The sequence below is a fragment of the Rhodococcus sp. NPDC059968 genome (genome assembly GCF_042738615.1).
In the GTDB taxonomy this organism is placed as follows: domain Bacteria; phylum Actinomycetota; class Actinomycetes; order Mycobacteriales; family Mycobacteriaceae; genus Rhodococcus_F.
The window spans coordinates 62,306-78,731 of record NZ_JBHWUE010000051.1 but is presented as its reverse complement, the minus strand read 5'-3'; the positions used below and the strand labels follow the sequence as shown (position 1 = coordinate 78,731).

General features: G+C 62.5%; 14 protein-coding genes and 1 pseudogene. 8 read left to right on the top strand and 7 right to left on the bottom strand.

Going from position 1 to position 16,426, the window contains the following annotated elements; translation table 11 throughout:
- The 3 genes and pseudogenes from ACFWAY_RS32660 to ACFWAY_RS32650 form a co-directional block, all read left to right on the top strand.
- Positions 1-312: NAD(P) transhydrogenase subunit alpha (locus ACFWAY_RS32660; protein ID WP_378513468.1), on the top strand; the 312-nt coding region annotated here is incomplete at its 5' end.
- Positions 312-1,736 (top strand): NAD(P)(+) transhydrogenase (Re/Si-specific) subunit beta, encoded by a 1,425-nt coding sequence (locus ACFWAY_RS32655; RefSeq protein ID WP_378513467.1) that lies wholly within the window; start codon positions 312-314, stop codon positions 1,734-1,736. The genes ACFWAY_RS32660 and ACFWAY_RS32655, both read left to right, overlap by 1 nt.
- Before the next feature lie 483 nt (positions 1,737-2,219).
- A pseudogene (locus tag ACFWAY_RS32650) lies at positions 2,220-2,574 on the top strand (IS3 family transposase); the annotation flags it as partial.
- Between the two features lie 323 nt (positions 2,575-2,897).
- Here the strand turns inward: ACFWAY_RS32650 and ACFWAY_RS32645 are convergent.
- Entirely contained in the window at positions 2,898-3,656 is a 759-nt protein-coding gene (locus tag ACFWAY_RS32645; RefSeq protein WP_378513466.1) for an SDR family oxidoreductase, read from the bottom strand.
- Between the two features lie 211 nt (positions 3,657-3,867).
- Here ACFWAY_RS32645 and ACFWAY_RS32640 point away from each other — a divergent pair, with 211 nt between their 5' ends.
- Positions 3,868-4,236 (top strand): hypothetical protein, encoded by a 369-nt coding sequence (locus ACFWAY_RS32640; RefSeq protein ID WP_378513465.1) that lies wholly within the window; start codon positions 3,868-3,870, stop codon positions 4,234-4,236.
- Positions 4,237-5,638: 1,402 nt separating this feature from the next.
- Here the strand turns inward: ACFWAY_RS32640 and fdxA are convergent.
- Positions 5,639-5,962 carry a ferredoxin gene (fdxA, locus tag ACFWAY_RS32635; protein WP_378513464.1) on the bottom strand — a complete coding sequence of 108 codons (324 nt, stop codon included), beginning with the start codon at positions 5,960-5,962 and terminating at the stop codon, positions 5,639-5,641.
- 360 nt (positions 5,963-6,322) lie between these two features.
- Between fdxA and ACFWAY_RS32630 the strand changes: the two genes are divergently transcribed.
- Together ACFWAY_RS32630 and ACFWAY_RS32625 are read left to right on the top strand one after the other, a co-directional pair.
- Positions 6,323-7,534: a cytochrome P450 gene (locus ACFWAY_RS32630; protein ID WP_378513463.1), complete on the top strand. Its 1,212-nt coding sequence runs from the start codon at positions 6,323-6,325 to the stop codon at positions 7,532-7,534.
- Between the two features lie 87 nt (positions 7,535-7,621).
- A complete protein-coding gene (locus ACFWAY_RS32625) occupies positions 7,622-8,746 on the top strand; it encodes a uroporphyrinogen-III synthase (RefSeq protein ID WP_378513476.1) in 1,125 nt (374 codons plus the stop codon).
- A 56-nt stretch (positions 8,747-8,802) separates the two neighbouring features.
- On the opposite strand, the gene ACFWAY_RS32620 is transcribed toward ACFWAY_RS32625, so the two are convergent.
- The 5 genes from ACFWAY_RS32620 to ACFWAY_RS32600 all read right to left on the bottom strand — a co-directional run bounded on the left by ACFWAY_RS32620 (position 8,803) and on the right by ACFWAY_RS32600 (position 14,474).
- A complete protein-coding gene (locus ACFWAY_RS32620; RefSeq protein ID WP_378513462.1) occupies positions 8,803-9,459 on the bottom strand; it encodes a TetR/AcrR family transcriptional regulator in 657 nt (218 codons plus the stop codon).
- 134 nt (positions 9,460-9,593) lie between these two features.
- Positions 9,594-10,688, bottom strand: coding sequence for a 2-oxoacid:ferredoxin oxidoreductase subunit beta (locus ACFWAY_RS32615; RefSeq protein ID WP_378513475.1), 1,095 nt, complete (start codon positions 10,686-10,688; stop codon positions 9,594-9,596).
- A complete protein-coding gene (locus tag ACFWAY_RS32610; RefSeq protein WP_378513474.1) occupies positions 10,679-12,469 on the bottom strand; it encodes a 2-oxoacid:acceptor oxidoreductase subunit alpha in 1,791 nt (596 codons plus the stop codon). Before ACFWAY_RS32610 ends, ACFWAY_RS32615 begins: the two co-directional genes overlap by 10 nt.
- Before the next feature lie 80 nt (positions 12,470-12,549).
- A complete protein-coding gene (locus ACFWAY_RS32605; RefSeq protein WP_378513461.1) occupies positions 12,550-13,062 on the bottom strand; it encodes a flavin reductase family protein in 513 nt (170 codons plus the stop codon).
- Positions 13,059-14,474 (bottom strand): bifunctional 3,4-dihydroxy-2-butanone-4-phosphate synthase/GTP cyclohydrolase II, encoded by a 1,416-nt coding sequence (locus ACFWAY_RS32600; RefSeq protein WP_378513460.1) that lies wholly within the window; start codon positions 14,472-14,474, stop codon positions 13,059-13,061. Before ACFWAY_RS32600 ends, ACFWAY_RS32605 begins: the two co-directional genes overlap by 4 nt.
- A 352-nt stretch (positions 14,475-14,826) precedes the next feature.
- Between ACFWAY_RS32600 and ACFWAY_RS32595 the strand changes: the two genes are divergently transcribed.
- Complete coding sequence (locus ACFWAY_RS32595) at positions 14,827-16,110, top strand: cytochrome P450 (protein WP_378513459.1); 1,284 nt, start codon at positions 14,827-14,829, stop codon at positions 16,108-16,110.
- Entirely contained in the window at positions 16,107-16,301 is a 195-nt protein-coding gene (locus ACFWAY_RS32590) for a ferredoxin (RefSeq protein ID WP_073364845.1), read from the top strand. Before ACFWAY_RS32595 ends, ACFWAY_RS32590 begins: the two co-directional genes overlap by 4 nt.
- The last annotated feature ends 125 nt before the right edge of the window (positions 16,302-16,426 follow it).

The following is a 16,426-nucleotide window of genomic DNA, read 5'->3' as shown; positions in this document are numbered from 1 at the left end:
TTGGCGAACATCGCGATCCTGGTGTTGTCCGGGTTCGTGGGGTTCGCGGTGATCTCGAAGGTCCCGAACACGTTGCACACCCCGCTGATGTCGGGCACCAACGCCATCCACGGCATCGTCGTCCTCGGTGCGCTGGTGGTGCTCGGCAAGGTCGAGGACCCGCCGTGGGGGCTGCAGGTGATCCTGTTCGTCGCCCTGGTCTTCGGAACGATCAACGTGGTCGGTGGTTTCGTGGTCACCGACCGCATGCTCGCGATGTTCAAGTCCAAGCCCACCGCGCCCGTTGCTGCTGAGAAGGGTGGGGACAAGTAATGGAGTACCTGGTCAACGTGTTGTACATCGTGGCGTTCGCGATGTTCATCTACGGTCTGATGGGCCTGACCGGCCCGAAGACCGCGGTCCGCGGTAACCAGATCGCCGCGGCCGGCATGGTCGTCGCGGTGGTGGCGACCCTGATCGCGATCCGCGACACCTCCAACTGGGTGCTGATCGTCGCCGGTCTGGTGATCGGTGTGGTGTTGGGCGTGCCGCCGGCGTTGCGGACGAAGATGACCGCGATGCCGCAGCTGGTGGCGTTGTTCAACGGTGTCGGCGGCGGCACCGTCGCCCTGATCGCGTACGCCGAATTCCTGGACTCGGACGGATTCACCGCGTTTGCGCACGGTGAGTCGCCGACGGTGCACATCGTCATCGCGTCGCTGTTCGCGGCGATCATCGGGTCGATCTCCTTCTGGGGTTCGGTGATCGCGTTCCTCAAGCTGCAGGAAACGTTGCCGGGCCGGCCGATCGGCATCGGCCGGTTGCAGCAGCCGCTCAATGCGGTGCTGCTGATCGGGGCGGTCGCGTTGGCGGTGATCATCGGGGTCAAGGCGATCGACCCGACCGGTCCGACGTCGCAGTGGTGGATCGTCGGGGTGCTGGTGCTGGCGGCGGTGTTGGGGTTGATGGTGGTGCTGCCGATCGGCGGCGCCGACATGCCCGTCGTCATCTCCCTGCTCAACGCGCTCACGGGTCTGTCCGCCGCGGCCGCCGGTCTGGCCTTGAACAATCAGGCGATGATCGTGGCCGGCATGATCGTCGGTGCGTCGGGTTCGATCCTGACGAACCTGATGGCGAAGGCGATGAACCGGTCCATCCCGGCGATCGTGGCCGGCGGGTTCGGTGGCGGCGGCGTCGCGGCGGCGGTCGGGGACGGCACCGCGAAGACGGCGAAGTCCACCTCGGCGGCGGACGCGGCGATCCAGATGGCGTACGCCAACCAGGTCATCGTGGTCCCTGGCTACGGGTTGGCCGTCGCGCAGGCCCAGCACGCGGTCAAGGACATGGCCAAGATGCTCGAGTCGAAGGGTGTCGAGGTCAAGTACGCCATTCACCCGGTCGCCGGCCGGATGCCCGGGCACATGAACGTGCTGCTCGCCGAGGCCGACGTCGAGTACGACGCGATGAAGGAAATGGACGACATCAACGACGAGTTCGCTCGCACCGACGTCACCCTGGTGATCGGTGCGAACGATGTCACCAACCCCTCCGCCCGCAACGACCCGTCGTCGCCGATCCACGGGATGCCCATCCTGAACGTGGATCAGTCGAAGTCGGTGATCGTGCTCAAGCGGTCGATGAACTCCGGCTTCGCCGGCATCGACAACCCACTGTTCTTCGCCGACACCACCTCCATGCTGTTCGGGGACGCGAAGAAGTCGGTCGCCGAGGTCACCGAGGAACTCAAGGCCCTGTAGGCGGCTCCACCGCCAATCGATGATGAGTTGGGCGTTCGCGAGCAAATACTGGCTTTGGATGTAGTCGAGGAATCGCCTCGTCCGGACCGGATCGAGACCGATGATGTACCGGGCGAACTTCCTCCTTGAAACGGAAGGGAAGTATAGGCGCCCTTCGTTGTTCCGGACGCTCTGTGATCTCACTGAGCCTGGCGCCCCGAATCCCGACTTGTCAAAATGTCCGCAACGCCACGCAGAATCTGCGCCCTGGTCGCCACCGCGCGCGACTGCTGAGCCACAGGCGCTCTAGGGCGGGGCAGTTCGGCGTCGACCCGATTTGTGCCGTGCTCACGGAGCGCTGTGTCAGCAGTGCCCTCGTCCACCTACTATCAGGCGAAGCAGTGGGGACGGGTCTCGGTCACCGGCCTGACCGACGCGTACGCGTCGAGGCCGCGCGGTGTTCGCCGCCAAGCCCGCTCCCGACGAAGACTTGGTGTCGTCCGCAACCGCGGTGTCTATGGTGTCCGCAAGATGCGGCGTGTATGAAACATGCCGGTCACGCCATGGGCCGTGATCAAGTGACCCGCCGATGGGGAACGCCGGCATCGCCGGTGAAGTCCGCGGACGACGCCGCACGATCACCAGGCAGCCGACACGATCGAGTGCCACGGCACCCGGATATGGTCGAGCGGAACTGGGGCGCGCTGCAGCGCCCGGATCGGTGGGTGGGGTGGCCGATTCTTCCTACGTGTGGACGCTGGCCGGTCTCGTATGCTGCGTCGATGTGTTCTCTCGCAGGATTCTAGGCTGGCGGGTGATGACCACGAAGGCCACGCCGTTGGTCAGCGACATACTCGAATAGGCCCTGTTCACCCGTCGAAGGACTGATTTCCGTTACGAGTAGGCGGCCGTCCGCGGCGCGGAAACCTTGAACGCCGACGCCCGGGTCAAGACTCCACGCCGCCGGTGCCGTCCGCGGCGCCGACCGCGAGCAGCACCTTGAGTGGAGCCTTGCCGGGGGTTCCCGATCGCGGCGAACCCCCGGCAAGGCTCTTGATCGGCGGGGACGAGTACGTAGAACTGTTGCTACATAGTAGTTTTAGGCGGTTCGCGCTGTGGCGCGCACTCCAGTCGCGAGCCTCCACGTGACCGGTGAGGTGTCGACACCTTCGAGTTAGGTGATCATACGAGGGAAGCTGTTCTGCCACCGTCAAGTTGGATCAACTGGCCCGTGATGAATCCAGCCTGATAGGAGGCCAGGAAGGCCACTGTAGCGCCTAACTCCTCTGGGGTTCCGGAGCGGCCCAGAGGAGTTAGACGAACCCGGGACTCGAGGTCATGGAACTGCTCGAAGGTAGGGGTCGCGATGGTGGCCGGTGCTACAGAGTTGACGGTGACGCCGAACTGAGCGATCTCTGAGGCCAAGTGTTTCAGCGCTGCTTGGACACCGGCGCGGAACACCGATGAGATGGCGTGGCGGGGGAGGGGCTCCTTGACGCTGGCCGAGGTGATGCCAATGATCCGGCCCCAACCCTTTGTGGTCAGCAGTGGGGTGGCTTCCCGCAGCACGTTCAGCGCTCCATGCAATTGGTCGCGGTAGGCCTGCTCCCATCGAGAGTCGTCGTCCTCGGCGAGGAAGTCGCGCATGGGACTGGGCGGTCGGGGTGTATTGAGTACGAGGATGTCAATGCCGCCACTGTCACGCAGCAGCTCTACCGTCGAGACGATGTCGGCGCGGTTCGTCACGTCGCCCGAGTAAGTGTCCACTCGCACAGCGAATTCATCGGTCAAGTCCGACCGGGTCCGCTTAAGCGTCTCGCTGTTGCGCGCGAATATTGCGAGATCGACGCCCTCGGCTGCCAGGGACTGGCAGCACGCCAGACCGAGTCCGGACGTTCCGCCGATGACGAGAGCGCGCTTTCCTTGAATACCTAAGTTCACTAGTAAGATGTAGCACGCGTGATGCGTTATCGGCTAGGGGATGTGTCATGTAATTTCGCAGGGTCCGTCGCAATCGTCCAGTGAAGGACGCGATTTGGTATTTCTCTCGTTCAATCGGTTAATCATGGTGAGATTATTGTTAGACCTTGAGGATTGCCAACCAGTAGTTTGAAGTATCAGCATTCCCCACATTGAAGATGAGAGGAAACCCATGGCAAAGCGACACACGCTGCTTGTCACCTATAACATTAAGGAAGGTAGCAATGCGGAGGCGTATGACAAGTTCCTTCGGGAGGTGGACAACCCGTTCATCGGTAGCGTGCCAGGCGTAATTAGCTATGCAAACTGGAAGATTGTACAGAATTGTGCCGGTTCTGTCGGATTCAAGTATATCGATCTCATTGTTGTTGAAGGCGACGACAACCCTGTGGCGATTTTCGACACGCCCGAGGTTGCGGCCTTCAAGGACCGATGGGACGAGGAGTGGGGAGAGTTCGGCGTCGGTGCTGATTTCTGGGGGATCAATTCCCAGGTAGTTGTTCTTGAAGGCATTGCGGGCGTCGAGGACCCGTATACTTGACGAGTCGCAGGGTGAGAGGGATCCGGCAGCTCCTCGCCGGACTCGGGTAGTCCCAGATCGACGCGATACGGCTGATCACCAGCCACGACGGGCGGTCGGCGTGTAGTGTGCGTGCTCAGCTCACGAGGAGTCAGCGGGGCTGGACCGCCGGGTGATGGCAGTGGCTCGGTGATTCCGGAGTACTTGCCCACCAACCGCTGGGGCCGCCACCGACCAGCGTATCGAGTCCAGCCTATGACGACACGCGGTACGTGATCGTACTGGTTGCACCCGGCACCGTGAACACCATGTCCGAGGCAACCTTGAACGCGGTTGCCGACATTAGGTGAGCAAGGGCCGCCACGGATTTGCGTCGATACCGAGATGGATATTGGTACGGCCTGAAATGGCCACGAATGACCACGAATGACCACGAATCTGGTACGCAGGCTGATAGTTCTGTCCTCTCCCCTGGGGAGGACGTGAGCCCAGGCGTCGACTCTGGTCGTGGATCGGATGAGGTGATCGAGCGGGTGCGGCATCACAGGCCCACCTATCATCAATGTCGTCGATAATGGTATCGGTCGCTTCGATCTCGGCCCCGCTACGGCCTGTCGGGCGGTGGTCGACTTCGCGGACCCTGCGCTGGATGTTCGGTTCGTGTCAATTGTCGTTGTCAACGAAGCACGATTGTCTTGCGCGGACTTGAGCAGGTCTCATGTGCCCCGCGTCAGTAGTCAAATCAGTAGTTCCACTGCTGTGCTTACGAGTGATCTGAGTCACGCTCGAAAAGCAATGCAGGCTGAACGAACTGAGACGAGGCGATGACAATGTCGTGGACCGCGATTGCCAGCGACGTGGGTGCTTCCAGGTACGGTCGCACCCCGAACGCCTGGCATCTCGCCCGCGTGCTGGCGCGAGAAAATGTTGTGGAGGAGCTTGGAGGAATCTCGCCGCACAATCGGCTTACGTGTCGGCTCCATGAGCTTTGGGTCCACCAATGTGTTGGCTGGCCGGGCCATGCAGTACCCACTGCCGGGCATCGCTGTTCTCGATTCGAGAACAAAGTGTCGATCGAGGTAGACGAATCGAGCGGCATGGTCTCGGCGTTTTGTTCGGGGTGTGGAAGCCCGCCAAACACTTTGGCCGGCCACCAGATCGTTCAAGCGTGCCGGGCAAGCATCGTCGAGTGGCGCCGCAGCCTCGACGATGACTGAAGCTCTGTGACAGAGAGTATCGGCAGCTTGCTGCGTGACGCGGTACCCCCCGTCACGCAGGAGGACGCTTGGGGAGCGGCGCTATCGTCACGAGCGGCCGACTGGCACCCCCTAGCGACTCTTCGCACCATTCACTTCCCGAACCCCACCAAAGCCGACACTTCGACTTCCGAACCGGAGCAACTTGTCATCGTGGAAGGTGTGGTCTAACCCTTCAATTCTGTAGCCGGCAGTCTGGCCACGAATTCCGGATCAGGCATTCGTTCGGTTTTGGCCGCGCTGCCCGGTGAGCCTAGTTCGGTAAAGAACTCGGCGTTGGCGGTAGTGAAGTCGGCCCATTGCTCGGGGAGATCATCCTCGTAGTGGATAGCCTCGACCGGGCATACGGGTTCACAAGCCCCACAGTCGACACATTCGTCGGGATGGATGTAGAGCATGCGATCGCCTTCGTAGATGCAGTCGACGGGGCACTCCTCGATGCAGGCTCTGTCTTTGATGTCCACGCAGGGTAAGGCGACGACGTAGGTCATGAGTGATCTCCGAGGGTATGAGACTGGTCGCTGAGTGGTCAGCTCGGATGCCGTGCGGGCCAACTAACGATCGATCGTATGCCTCTGGGTGGGCTGAGTCAATGCTGTGCGTCGCGTGGAGTCGCCCGCCCTAACCGGCGGGCACGCCCGGGCGGGGGCCTTGATTGTCGATCCAGATGAGTGCGCGTGCCGAGGATCGGGCAGGTGTCCCTGCGAGATTGCGAGGAGAAAGAAGGACTTGACCGAGATCCCCGAAAATGCGTACGATCGATTGTTAGTTCAGACCTGATGAAATTCGTATCGACGCGCCGAGACATGTTCAACAGCGTCGCTGAGATCGCCTGCGGTGGGAGACACGACATGACCGAGACGCCAGTGCAGATCAACTATCCGTCTTTGGAGGGTGCCGAGTGCCCCTATCCGCAGTATGAGTGGCTGCGCGAGGACCAGCCCGTGTACCGAATTCCGGGAACTACCGACTTCCTCGTCACGAGATACGAGGACGCCGCACAAGTTGCCCGCGATTGGAAGGTGTTCTCCAGCGTAGGCAGCCGCACCGCGCACAACCCATTCAGCGAGACGGGCATGAGTAAGGAGACCCAAAGTCTGGTGGAAGCGGATCCCCCGAGTCACCGGGACAAGCGAAACCTCTGCGCTGAGGCGTTCAAGCCGAAGAAACTTGCCGCACAGGTCCCCACGATCACGGCGATCTGCGATTCGCTCATCGACGATTTCATCGACAAGGGGGAGGTGGATTTGGTCTCAGAATTTGCGGAGCACATTCCACCGCGGGTGATCGCCAGGATGCTGGGGTTCACCGAGTCGGATTTCGACTGGCTCAACGGCTGGTCGCGGGTGGACAACAGCGGGTTGAGCTTCCTGCCGAAGGATGTGCAGGAACGGTCGAGGGTGGCTGCCAGTCGTGCGACGGAGCATCTCATCGAGGCGATCGAGGCGCGTCGCGACGCTCCCACTGGAGACGAACTCAGCGAGATGATCCAACGGCACGTCGAACGTGACGGACAGTTCGACCTCGACTACATTCTCGACAATACGGTGACACTCATTCGCGGCGGCGTGATCACCACAGCCCACACGATCGCGACAATAATGCTGCTACTGCTGCAGAACCCGGTGGAAATGGAACGCGTTCGGGCGGACAACCGTCGGATTGCCACCGTCGCCGAGGAATCGCTACGGATCGAGTCTCCCACGCAATGGGTGCCACGCCGGGTGACAACAGACACCGAGCTGGGCGGCCAGCATATTCCTGCTGGATCGAGAGTGTTGATCATGGTGGGCGCGGCCAATCGCGATGAGCGCGAGTTCACCGACCCGACGAGCTTCGATGCAGATCGAAAAAGTGCTGTGCCGCACATGGCCTTTGGCGCCGGCAACCACTTTTGCCTGGGTGCGCCATTGGCGCGGCTGGAGATAAAGATCGCGTTCGAGCGTCTCTTGACGCGATTGAGTGATATCCGGCTTGCTGAAGGACAAGACTTCAGTCATGTCGCGAGCGCGCAGTTCCGTGGCTTGAAGGAACTACGGCTCGCCTTCACCCGCAGCGGCTAAGTCCTCCCAGTTCAGGAGCACAGAGTGGTTGAGCTTGCTCACCTTGCACGACCGTTCGGGTTCGCGAACGAAGCTAGTCGGCGTGTGGTGGACGACGCGAAGCCCCTGACCGGTTTCACCATTGGGGTCACCGCCTCCCGGCGGGCCGAAGAGTTCGCGACCTTCCTGACGCGGCGGGGCGCGACGGTAATTCATGCACCGGCGATCCGCATCGTCCCACTGTCCGACGACACAGAACTCAGGCGGGTGACGCGTCAGATCATCGACAACCCGCCAGAGTTCGTGGTCGTCACCACCGGAATCGGTTTTCGCGGGTGGATGGAAGCAGCAGCTGGCTGGGGCGAGGGCAACGCGTTCAAGCAGGCGTTGGCGTCTACCCGGCTGCTCGCACGCGGAACGAAAGCCAAGGGTGCCGTCCGGGCAGCTGAGCTATGCGAAGAATGGTCCCCGGTATCGGAGACCACGGCGGAAGTGCTCGACCATCTAGTTGCTCAGAAGATCGAAGGCAAACGGATTGCCGTCCAGTTGGACGGTGCACCCACCGAGGGGAAGGCGGTTGCCGACCTCTGCGACCTCCTTGGTTGCGCGGGGGCCGACGTGACCGCGGTTCCCGTGTATCGGTGGATGCCTCCCGAGGACCAGGCGCCGATGGACCGGATGATCGATTTGATCGCCACGCGCGCCCTCGATGCGGTGAGCTTCACCAGCGCGCCGGCAGTCGCGGCGCTGCTGGCTCGCGCGAAGGTGACGGGGATGCTCGAGCCGATCCTGCATGCCTTCCGTAACCATGTACTGGCCGCGTGCATAGGTCCGGTGACGTCGGTGCCGTTCACCCAACTCGAGGTTCCGACCACAGGTCCCGAACGTCCCCGGCTCGGTGAACTGGTGTGGCACATCGCGGATGAACTTCCGCGCCGTGCCAACAGTGTTCAGGTCGGGGGACGGAATTTCAGCATCCGAGGCAGTTGTGTCCTGGTTGATGGCGAAGTGCGCCGATTACCGCCCGCTGCCATGACGTTGATTCGCGTCCTGGGCGCACGGCCGGGCCGGGTGGTTCCGCGTGAGGAGCTGCTGTCTGCACTGCCGCGCGGCGGCGGCACTCACGCGGTCGAGGTGGCGGTCGCGCGGCTTCGGGCATCGCTGAGGGCGCCGTATGCAGTGCAGACCGTGTACAAACGGGGCTACCGACTCGCACTCGACTCAGTCGACTAGGTGGATGTGTGGGACGGTATCAAGGAGATGTCATCGAGCTCCGGCGAGCATTTCTTTCAACCGTCCAGTAAGGAGTCGGATGCTGTTAGTAGGGGTGTGAGTTCCCCGGTATAGCCGACCATGTGAAGTGCGATCTCCTCGTACGCGGCCATGATGCCGGAGAGAGGGTCGGGTCCATCGGCACGGTACCAACTCGAAATGCCGATGCCCATGTCGAGGATGGCGTGCGAGGTGAGTCGAACGTTGCGGATAAGAAAGATTCCTTCGTCGCACCCGAACTGAAGGACCTGACGTAGGCCGTGTTCGAATTCTTCGCGACGCTGCGCAGTTATCGAGTAGTGTGCGGGCGCCAGGCTTTCCATGTTGTTGTTGACGACCCGCGCCATCTGGCTCTGCTCGGCATGGAACCGGACGTGCAAGCGGACGAATGCTCGCAACCTGTTGGCGGTTGTTGCCTCTTCGGTGAAGGCCTTGCGCTGATAGCCGCGAAACTTCCCGAGGGCGTCCTCGACGATGGACCACAGGAGCTCTTCTTTTGAGGCGTAGTGGTTGTACAGGCTCGCGGCCTTTATGCCGACGATGGACGCGATCTGCCGCATGCCCACGCCGTCGTACCCTATTTCGGAAAAGAGCTTCAAGCCGGTTTCGACGATAACGTCCGAGGTGGACCTAGGCCGGGGTTCAGTTGATGCCGTCGCCTGTTCGCTTGCCATGAGGACCACCGGCGCACCTCTCCTATAGCCTACATTCGTTAACGTTCGTTAGTACTATAGGGGTCCCTCGGTTGGGAGTCAAAGCGCACCCGTGTCCTGCGGGTGCGGCGGAGGGTCATCGGGACTGATTGTGACTACTTCCGGCGGCCTTGCACGTCTGCCGGATCGGCAACGGTCCAGGTATCGCGTCCGGACAGAAGCGACTGCAGATCCCCCTTGTGATGGGTACGGGCCGTATCGGTCTCGTCACGGACAGCATCGTCGTAGCAGGTGCGGTCGACTCGGCGGACGACGCCGGTAACCACGTGCTCGAGGTCTTGCGTGGACAGTCGTGACAGTGCAAAGGCTAACGTGTGGTCGGTCTCGTTGTGGATGACGATCTCGGACTCCGCTACGTCGGACGTCCTTGCGACGCCGAGTCCGAAAGCTTTCCGCACGACAGCGAACTCGCCGCCGCTACCAAATCGGATCGGGCTTCCGTGGGTCAGCGGGATGAGGCGCTGCGCTGCGTCGGCGGAACCGCGGCGGATGAGGTCGAACGCGCCGTCATTGAATATAGGGCAGTCCTGGAAGATCTCCACCAGGGCCGTGCCGCGGTGCGCAGCGGCGGCACGCAGAACGGACGTCAGCTGAGCGCGGTCGGAGTCGAGCGCACGCGCGACGAAGGTTGCCTCTGCTCCGAGTGCGAGGCTGATTGGGTTCAGCGGATGGTCCACGCTGCCTGTGGGTGTGGACTTGGTGACCTTTCCCGTCTCGGACGTGGGGGAGTACTGACCCTTGGTCAAGCCGTAGATGCGATTGTTGAAAAGTAGGATCTTGAGGTTGACGTTGCGACGCAGCGTGTGGATCAGATGGTTGCCTCCGATCGACAGGGCGTCACCGTCGCCGGTCACCACCCAGACGGACAAATCGGGGCGAGTAATCGCGAGTCCGGTCGCGATCGTGGGTGCACGGCCGTGGATGGAGTGCATGCCGTAGGTATCGAGGTAGTACGGGAAGCGGGATGAGCAGCCGATTCCCGAGACGAACACCATGTTCTCCCGGCGGATTCCCAGTTCGGGAAGGAAGCCGCGGACGGCGGCGAGGACGGCGTAATCACCACATCCAGGACACCATCTGACCTCTTGGTCGCTGGTGAAGTCCTTGGCAGTCTGTTTCAGGTCGGTCGCCGGCACCTTGTCGAGTCCGCCGAGGGTTGGTAGTCCGATGTTGATCGCGGTCACGCAGATCCTCCCTTGATGGCCTCGATGATGAGGTTCTGCATCTCCTCGGCTTTGAATGGAAGCCCGGAAACGCAGGTGTGGGGTTGGACGTCGACGAGGTAACGGGCCCGGAGTAGCAGGGCCAGCTGGCCGAGGTTCATTTCGGGCACGAGCACGGTGCGATAGCGATCGAGGACCGACCCGAGGTTGGCGGGGAGCGGGTTGAGATGCCTCAGGTGTGCCTGAGCAACCGCGAATCCCATGTCGCGGACCCGTCGGCATCCCGCGCCGATGGGGCCATAGGTCGAGCCCCATCCGAGGATGAGCACGTCGGCGTCGCCGTCCGGATCGTCGACCACTATGTCGGGTACGTCGATGCCGTCAATCTTCGCGGCGCGCAATCGGACCATGCGATCGTGGTTGTCGGGGTCGTAAGAGATCGAGCCCCTGCCGTCGGCCTTCTCGAGTCCGCCGATCCGATGCGCCAGTCCCGGAGTGCCTGGCACCGCCCACGGCCTGGCGAGGGTGTCGTGATCGCGTAGGTAGGGCCAGAACTCCCCGGACCCGTCGGGGGCGTTCGGTGCCGTGGCGAAGTCGGGGTCCAGTCGGGGTAGTGCAGACACTTCCGGCACGCGCCAGGGCTCGGAACCGTTGGCGAGCGCTCCGTCGGACAGAAGGAGGACGGGAGTGCGGTAGGTTACCGCGAGTCGAGTTGCTTCCAGTGCGGCGGCGAAGCAGTCCGCGGGCGAGCGTGGCGCAACTATCGGCACCGGCGATTCCCCGTTGCGCCCAAACATCGCCTGGAGAAGGTCGGACTGTTCGGTCTTGGTGGGTAGCCCGGTGGAGGGTCCGCCTCGTTGCACATCGATCACGAGTAGGGGCAGTTCAAGGGCGACTGCGAGACCGATGGCCTCGGACTTCAGTGCGATTCCCGGACCGGACGTTGTTGTGACGCCGAGCGCGCCGCCGAACGCTGCACCGAGAGCAGCTCCGATCCCGGATATTTCATCCTCGGCTTGAAAGGTTGTGACGTTGAATGCTTTCCGCTTGCTCAACTCGTGCAGTATGTCGCTGGCGGGGGTGATGGGGTACGAGCCGAGGAATACCGGGAGGCCACTGAGTTCGCCTGCGGTGATGATTCCGTAGGACAGTGCGGTGTTGCCGGTGACCTGTCGGTAGGTGCCGGGCGCCAACCTGGCCGGCGCTACCTCGTAGGTAACTGCGAACGCTTCGGTCGTCTCGCCGTAGGCATGCCCGGCCCGGAATGCGAGAATGTTCGCCTGCGCCAGCTCGGGTCGGCGGGCGAATTTCTCGCTGAGGAATCGTTCGGTGCTGTCGATCGGTCGGTGGTACATCCAACAGAGCAGGCCGAGCGCGAAAAAGTTCTTGGCGCGCTCGGCGTCCTTCTTGGGAACACCCGTCTCCTCGACTGCGCCGCGTGTCAGTGTCGACATGGCAACGGGGTGCACCGTGTACCCGTCCAGCGAGTCGTCTTCGAGCGGGTTCGTGTCGTAACCGACCTTGGTCAGATTTCGCTTGGTGAACTCGTCGGTGTTGGCGATGAGGACACCGCCAGCTGGGAGATCGTCGATGTTGGCCTTGAGGGCAGCAGGATTCATCGCAACCAGGACATCGGGTCGGTCGCCCGCCGTGAGGATGTCGTAGTCCGCGAAGTGGAGCTGAAAGCTCGAAACACCGGGCAATGTGCCAGCGGGTGCCCGAATCTCTGCGGGGAAGTTGGGCATCGTGGCCAGATCGTTCCCGAACAATGCGGTTTCGGAAGTGAATCGGTCTCCGACGAGTTGCATCCCGTCGCCGGAGTCACCGGCAAGCCGGATGACCACTCGATGCACCGTGCGCACGTTGGTTGTAGTGGTGGTGTCCAGTGTCACGCGGTGACGCCTTCGGCGAGTGTGTGGAACTGCCGACGGAAGTAGATCGCCGGCAACCTGTCAGTGATGTCGATGTCGGCCACTTTGCCCACCAAGATGGTGTGGTCTCCACCTGGTTGGCGAGCGTGGGACGTGCAATCCAGGCGTAGGGATGCCGTCGGGAGTATGGGTAGTCCGCGCTCGTCGGAGACAAATTCGGCATCGGCGAATTTATCTGCTCCACGAGTGGCGAATCGTCGGGCCAATTCGGCATGCTCGGGGTGGATGACGTGGATGATCCAGCGGTCGGCCTTAGCGAAGACCGGGTGGCATTCCGCGGTGTCGGCGAGGCAGACGAGCACGAGCGGGGGATCCATCGAGACCACGCAGAACGATGTTGCAGTGAATCCCCACCAGCGGCTGTCGTCGTCGACGGTGGTCACGATGGTGACGCCGCTGGGGAAGGACGCCATTGCGTCACGGAACAGTTGTGCTTGGTCGGGCACTGGTGTCGGTCGCGTGTCATTCATAGGGCGTGATTCCCGTCGTGGAGGAGCTCAGGTGATACCACCTCGTCTTCGACCGGGAATTCCCCGCCGAGTTGGTGGTCCAGCCTGGTGCGTTTGGTGGTCAGGTAACTGATGTTTTCCGGATTTGGGGCGACGACAAGCGGCTCGCGGGCGGCGATATGGACGCCGTAACCGGTCAGACCTCGATACTTCGCCGGATTGTTGGTCATCAATCGGATTGTTCGCACTCCGATGTCGCGGAGGATCTGGGCGCCGATTCCGTAGTGCCGACTGTCCACTGGGAGCCCCTGAGCCAGGTTTGCGTCCACGGTGTCAAGTCCGGCATCCTGCAGGTTGTAGGCCCGTAGCTTGTGGCTCAATCCGATCCCGCGACCTTCGTGTCCGCGAAGGTAGACGACTACGCCGCGACCTGCTTCGCGGATCTTGTTCATGGCGAGAGAGAGTTGTTGACCGCAGTCACACCGGAGGGAGTCGAAGACGTCGCCGGTGAGGCACTCGGAGTGCACGCGGACCGGTACCGGGCCGGAATCTGCAGTCGACTTGCTCTGGTCGACGTCACCCAGTACCAGAGCGACATGCTCGCCGCCGTCGTTGAGCGAGCGGTAGGTGATCGCCGTGAACTCGCCGTGGTCGCTGGGTACGCGTCCCTGCGCCTCTCGGCGGACGAGTGTCTCGGTCCTCAGTCGGTACCGGACGATGTCGGCAACCTCGATGGTCGCGAGTCCGTGTTCCGATGCGAACTGGGCGAGTTCGGGGCGACGAGCCATCGTGCCGTCATCGTTGGTTACCTCGGAAAGGACTCCGACGGGGTGCAGCCCGGCGATCCTGCACAGGTCGACTGCGCTTTCGGTGTGTCCGGCCCGCCGCAGAACACCGCCTTCGCGAGCGCGTAGAGGGAAGACGTGGCCGGGCCGAGAAAGGTGCTCCGGTTGTGTCGCGGGGTCGACGAGCGCGCGGATGGTCAAAGTCCGGTCGGCCGCGGACACACCGGTCGTGGTGTCGGCCTTCAGATCGACCGAGACAGTGAAGGCCGTGCCCCGAGGATCGTCACTGTCGGTCACCATGAGTGGCAGACGCAACTCATCGGCCCGGGCGTTGGGAATTCCGACACACAGCAAGCCGCTGGTGTGTCGAATCATGAAGGCGATCGTTTCGGGAGTGGCCAGTTCGGCGGCCATGATGAGGTCGCCTTCATTCTCCCGGTCCGCATCGTCGACCACCAGCACCATCCGTCCGCCACGCAACTCGGACAGGGCGGTCTCGACAGCGCGATACGACCGTGCCTCGTCGGGATCGAGAAGGCCTCTGTCGCCAAGGGCCGAGCGCTGGTCCTCAGTAGCGCATCGACCGGTCGCACCGTCGAGTTCCATGTTGGCGGCGAGGTGGCCCGTCGCCGGATGTGACTCTGTCATGTTGTCAACCTCGGTGATCTCGGGAGCGTCCGGGCATATGCTGACGGTCGTTCGTTAGCACTGTAAGGTCAAGGGGCCCGCCGGTCAACCGGATGGCGGAATCGCCGACGAAAATGCCGGCCGGTCAACCTTTGGGTCGCCGCGACTAGCGGATCCCATCCGTGGCCCAGGTCTTGACCGACCCGGCCGGGCGTGCGTACGATCGATCGTTAGCTACATCTGGTGCCTGTACAACACGACTTACGTGCTGGTGGCAAAGTTTGACGCATCAACAGGTGATGTGCGACGTGGGCGATGAGCGCCATCGGTCGTATCCACCTCGGATGCCCAATCTACTTGGAGGCGTCTTTCCGTGACCGCAATCGAGAACCCTGACACCTCGACCGAGAAATTCGGCCGGGACCATTTCAACGACTTCGACCTGGACTCCCCAGAATTCAACGAGCACTACACCGAAGTTCTCGATGAGCTGGTGAGCAAGTGCCCGGTGGCACACAGCAATGTCGGGCGCGGCTATCACGTCCTTAGCCGTTATGCCGACGTGCGACGCGCGTCCCAGGACTGGCAGCACTTCAGTAGTGCGGAGGGATACCAGCCCAATCGGCCGAAGGATATGGCCCCGATCTACCCGGACGAATGCGACCCTCCTTATCAGACGCGGTGGCGCAGGGCGCTCGACTACCACCTCAGCCCCAGGGTCGTGCGATCCTATGAAGCGGCGGTGACGCAGCATGCGAACTTCCTGATCGATGAGTTCATCGCGGACGGCGAGTGTGACTTCATTGCGGGATTCGCCGCGGCTCTGCCCGGCCGAGCGTGGTTCAACAGCTTCCTGGGACGGCCGTTGGAGGACCTACCCCCGCTCATGACAGCCATCGAGCATGCATTGGTAGGCCCGATCGAGGGTCGGGCAGACGGATGGGCCGAGCTCGTCGGCTATCTCGACGCCCATCTCAAGGAGCGCGAGAAGGAGCCGTCACGGAACGACCTGACGGGCGCTGTCTTGAAAGGCGTCGACCTGGACGAGGGGGTGAACCCCGAACTGGGCCCCGGGTTCGAGTTCGAGCTCGGCGCCCCATGCCCGTGGGAACACAAGGTTGCGGCGCTGGCCAACCTGACCGCTGGTGGTCTCGGTACCGCCACCCTCCTGCTCGCCGGTATGGCGCACCACCTGGCGACCCATCCCGAGGATCGCGCGCGGCTCGCCGAGAACGAGGAATTGCACGACAAGGCTGTCGAGGAGTTCGTTCGGGCGTACGCGTCCGTGGTGGCAATGTCGCGGACCGTACGGGGGGAGGTCGAGATCGCCGGCCAGACATTCCAGGACGGCGACCGCGTCCTGCTGCTCTACCCCGCCGCATGCAGGGACCCGGAGATGTACGAGAATCCGACGAAGCTCGACATCGACCGCAATCTTCCGGTGAACGCGGCGTTCGGCTTCGGCCCGCACCGGTGCATCGGCTCGCACCTGGCCAGACTTCTCGCCAAGGTGACTCTGCGAGTCCTGCTGGACAGGCTCCCCGACTTTGCTCTCGCACCCGGCTGCGAGCCCACCTACCAGACATCGGTCACCAGGGAGATCCAGGGTCTCCGACTGATTTTCGAGCCGGGTTCCCCGATTGGTGCAGACCTATGAAATTCACCGTCAATGGTCTTTGTACGGGACACGCGCGTTGCTTCGAACTTGCCGACGATGTCTACGAACTAGATGACAACGGATACAACGTCGATATCAACAGAACGGTTGATGTCGCGCCGGGGCAGGAGGCGTCGGCCGTTCTGGGGGCGCACAGTTGCCCGGAACGCGCTATCGAGATCGAGGAGTGACAGCCGCCCCGCTCGGTGAGCAGACCGAGCGGGGCGGCTATCGCCTGGCTTGCTGAATAGCAATGCCTGCAACGAGATTCACGACAGTCCACTACTATTTGCCGGCGTGTCCGCACGCCGACATC

Excerpts from the sequence above, each read along its gene's own strand:
- ACFWAY_RS32655 (WP_378513467.1), top strand. The coding sequence starts at position 312 with ATGGAGTACCTGGTCAACGTGTTGTACATCGTGGCGTTCGCGATGTTC.
- ACFWAY_RS32640 (WP_378513465.1), top strand. The coding sequence starts at position 3,868 with ATGGCAAAGCGACACACGCTGCTTGTCACCTATAACATTAAGGAAGGT.
- fdxA (WP_378513464.1), bottom strand. The coding sequence starts at position 5,962 with ATGACCTACGTCGTCGCCTTACCCTGCGTGGACATCAAAGACAGAGCC.
- ACFWAY_RS32630 (WP_378513463.1), top strand. The coding sequence starts at position 6,323 with ATGACCGAGACGCCAGTGCAGATCAACTATCCGTCTTTGGAGGGTGCC.
- ACFWAY_RS32620 (WP_378513462.1), bottom strand. The coding sequence starts at position 9,459 with ATGGCAAGCGAACAGGCGACGGCATCAACTGAACCCCGGCCTAGGTCC.
- ACFWAY_RS32610 (WP_378513474.1), bottom strand. The coding sequence starts at position 12,469 with ATGCAACTCGTCGGAGACCGATTCACTTCCGAAACCGCATTGTTCGGG.
- ACFWAY_RS32605 (WP_378513461.1), bottom strand. The coding sequence starts at position 13,062 with ATGAATGACACGCGACCGACACCAGTGCCCGACCAAGCACAACTGTTC.
- ACFWAY_RS32600 (WP_378513460.1), bottom strand. The coding sequence starts at position 14,474 with ATGACAGAGTCACATCCGGCGACGGGCCACCTCGCCGCCAACATGGAA.
- ACFWAY_RS32590 (WP_073364845.1), top strand. The coding sequence starts at position 16,107 with ATGAAATTCACCGTCAATGGTCTTTGTACGGGACACGCGCGTTGCTTC.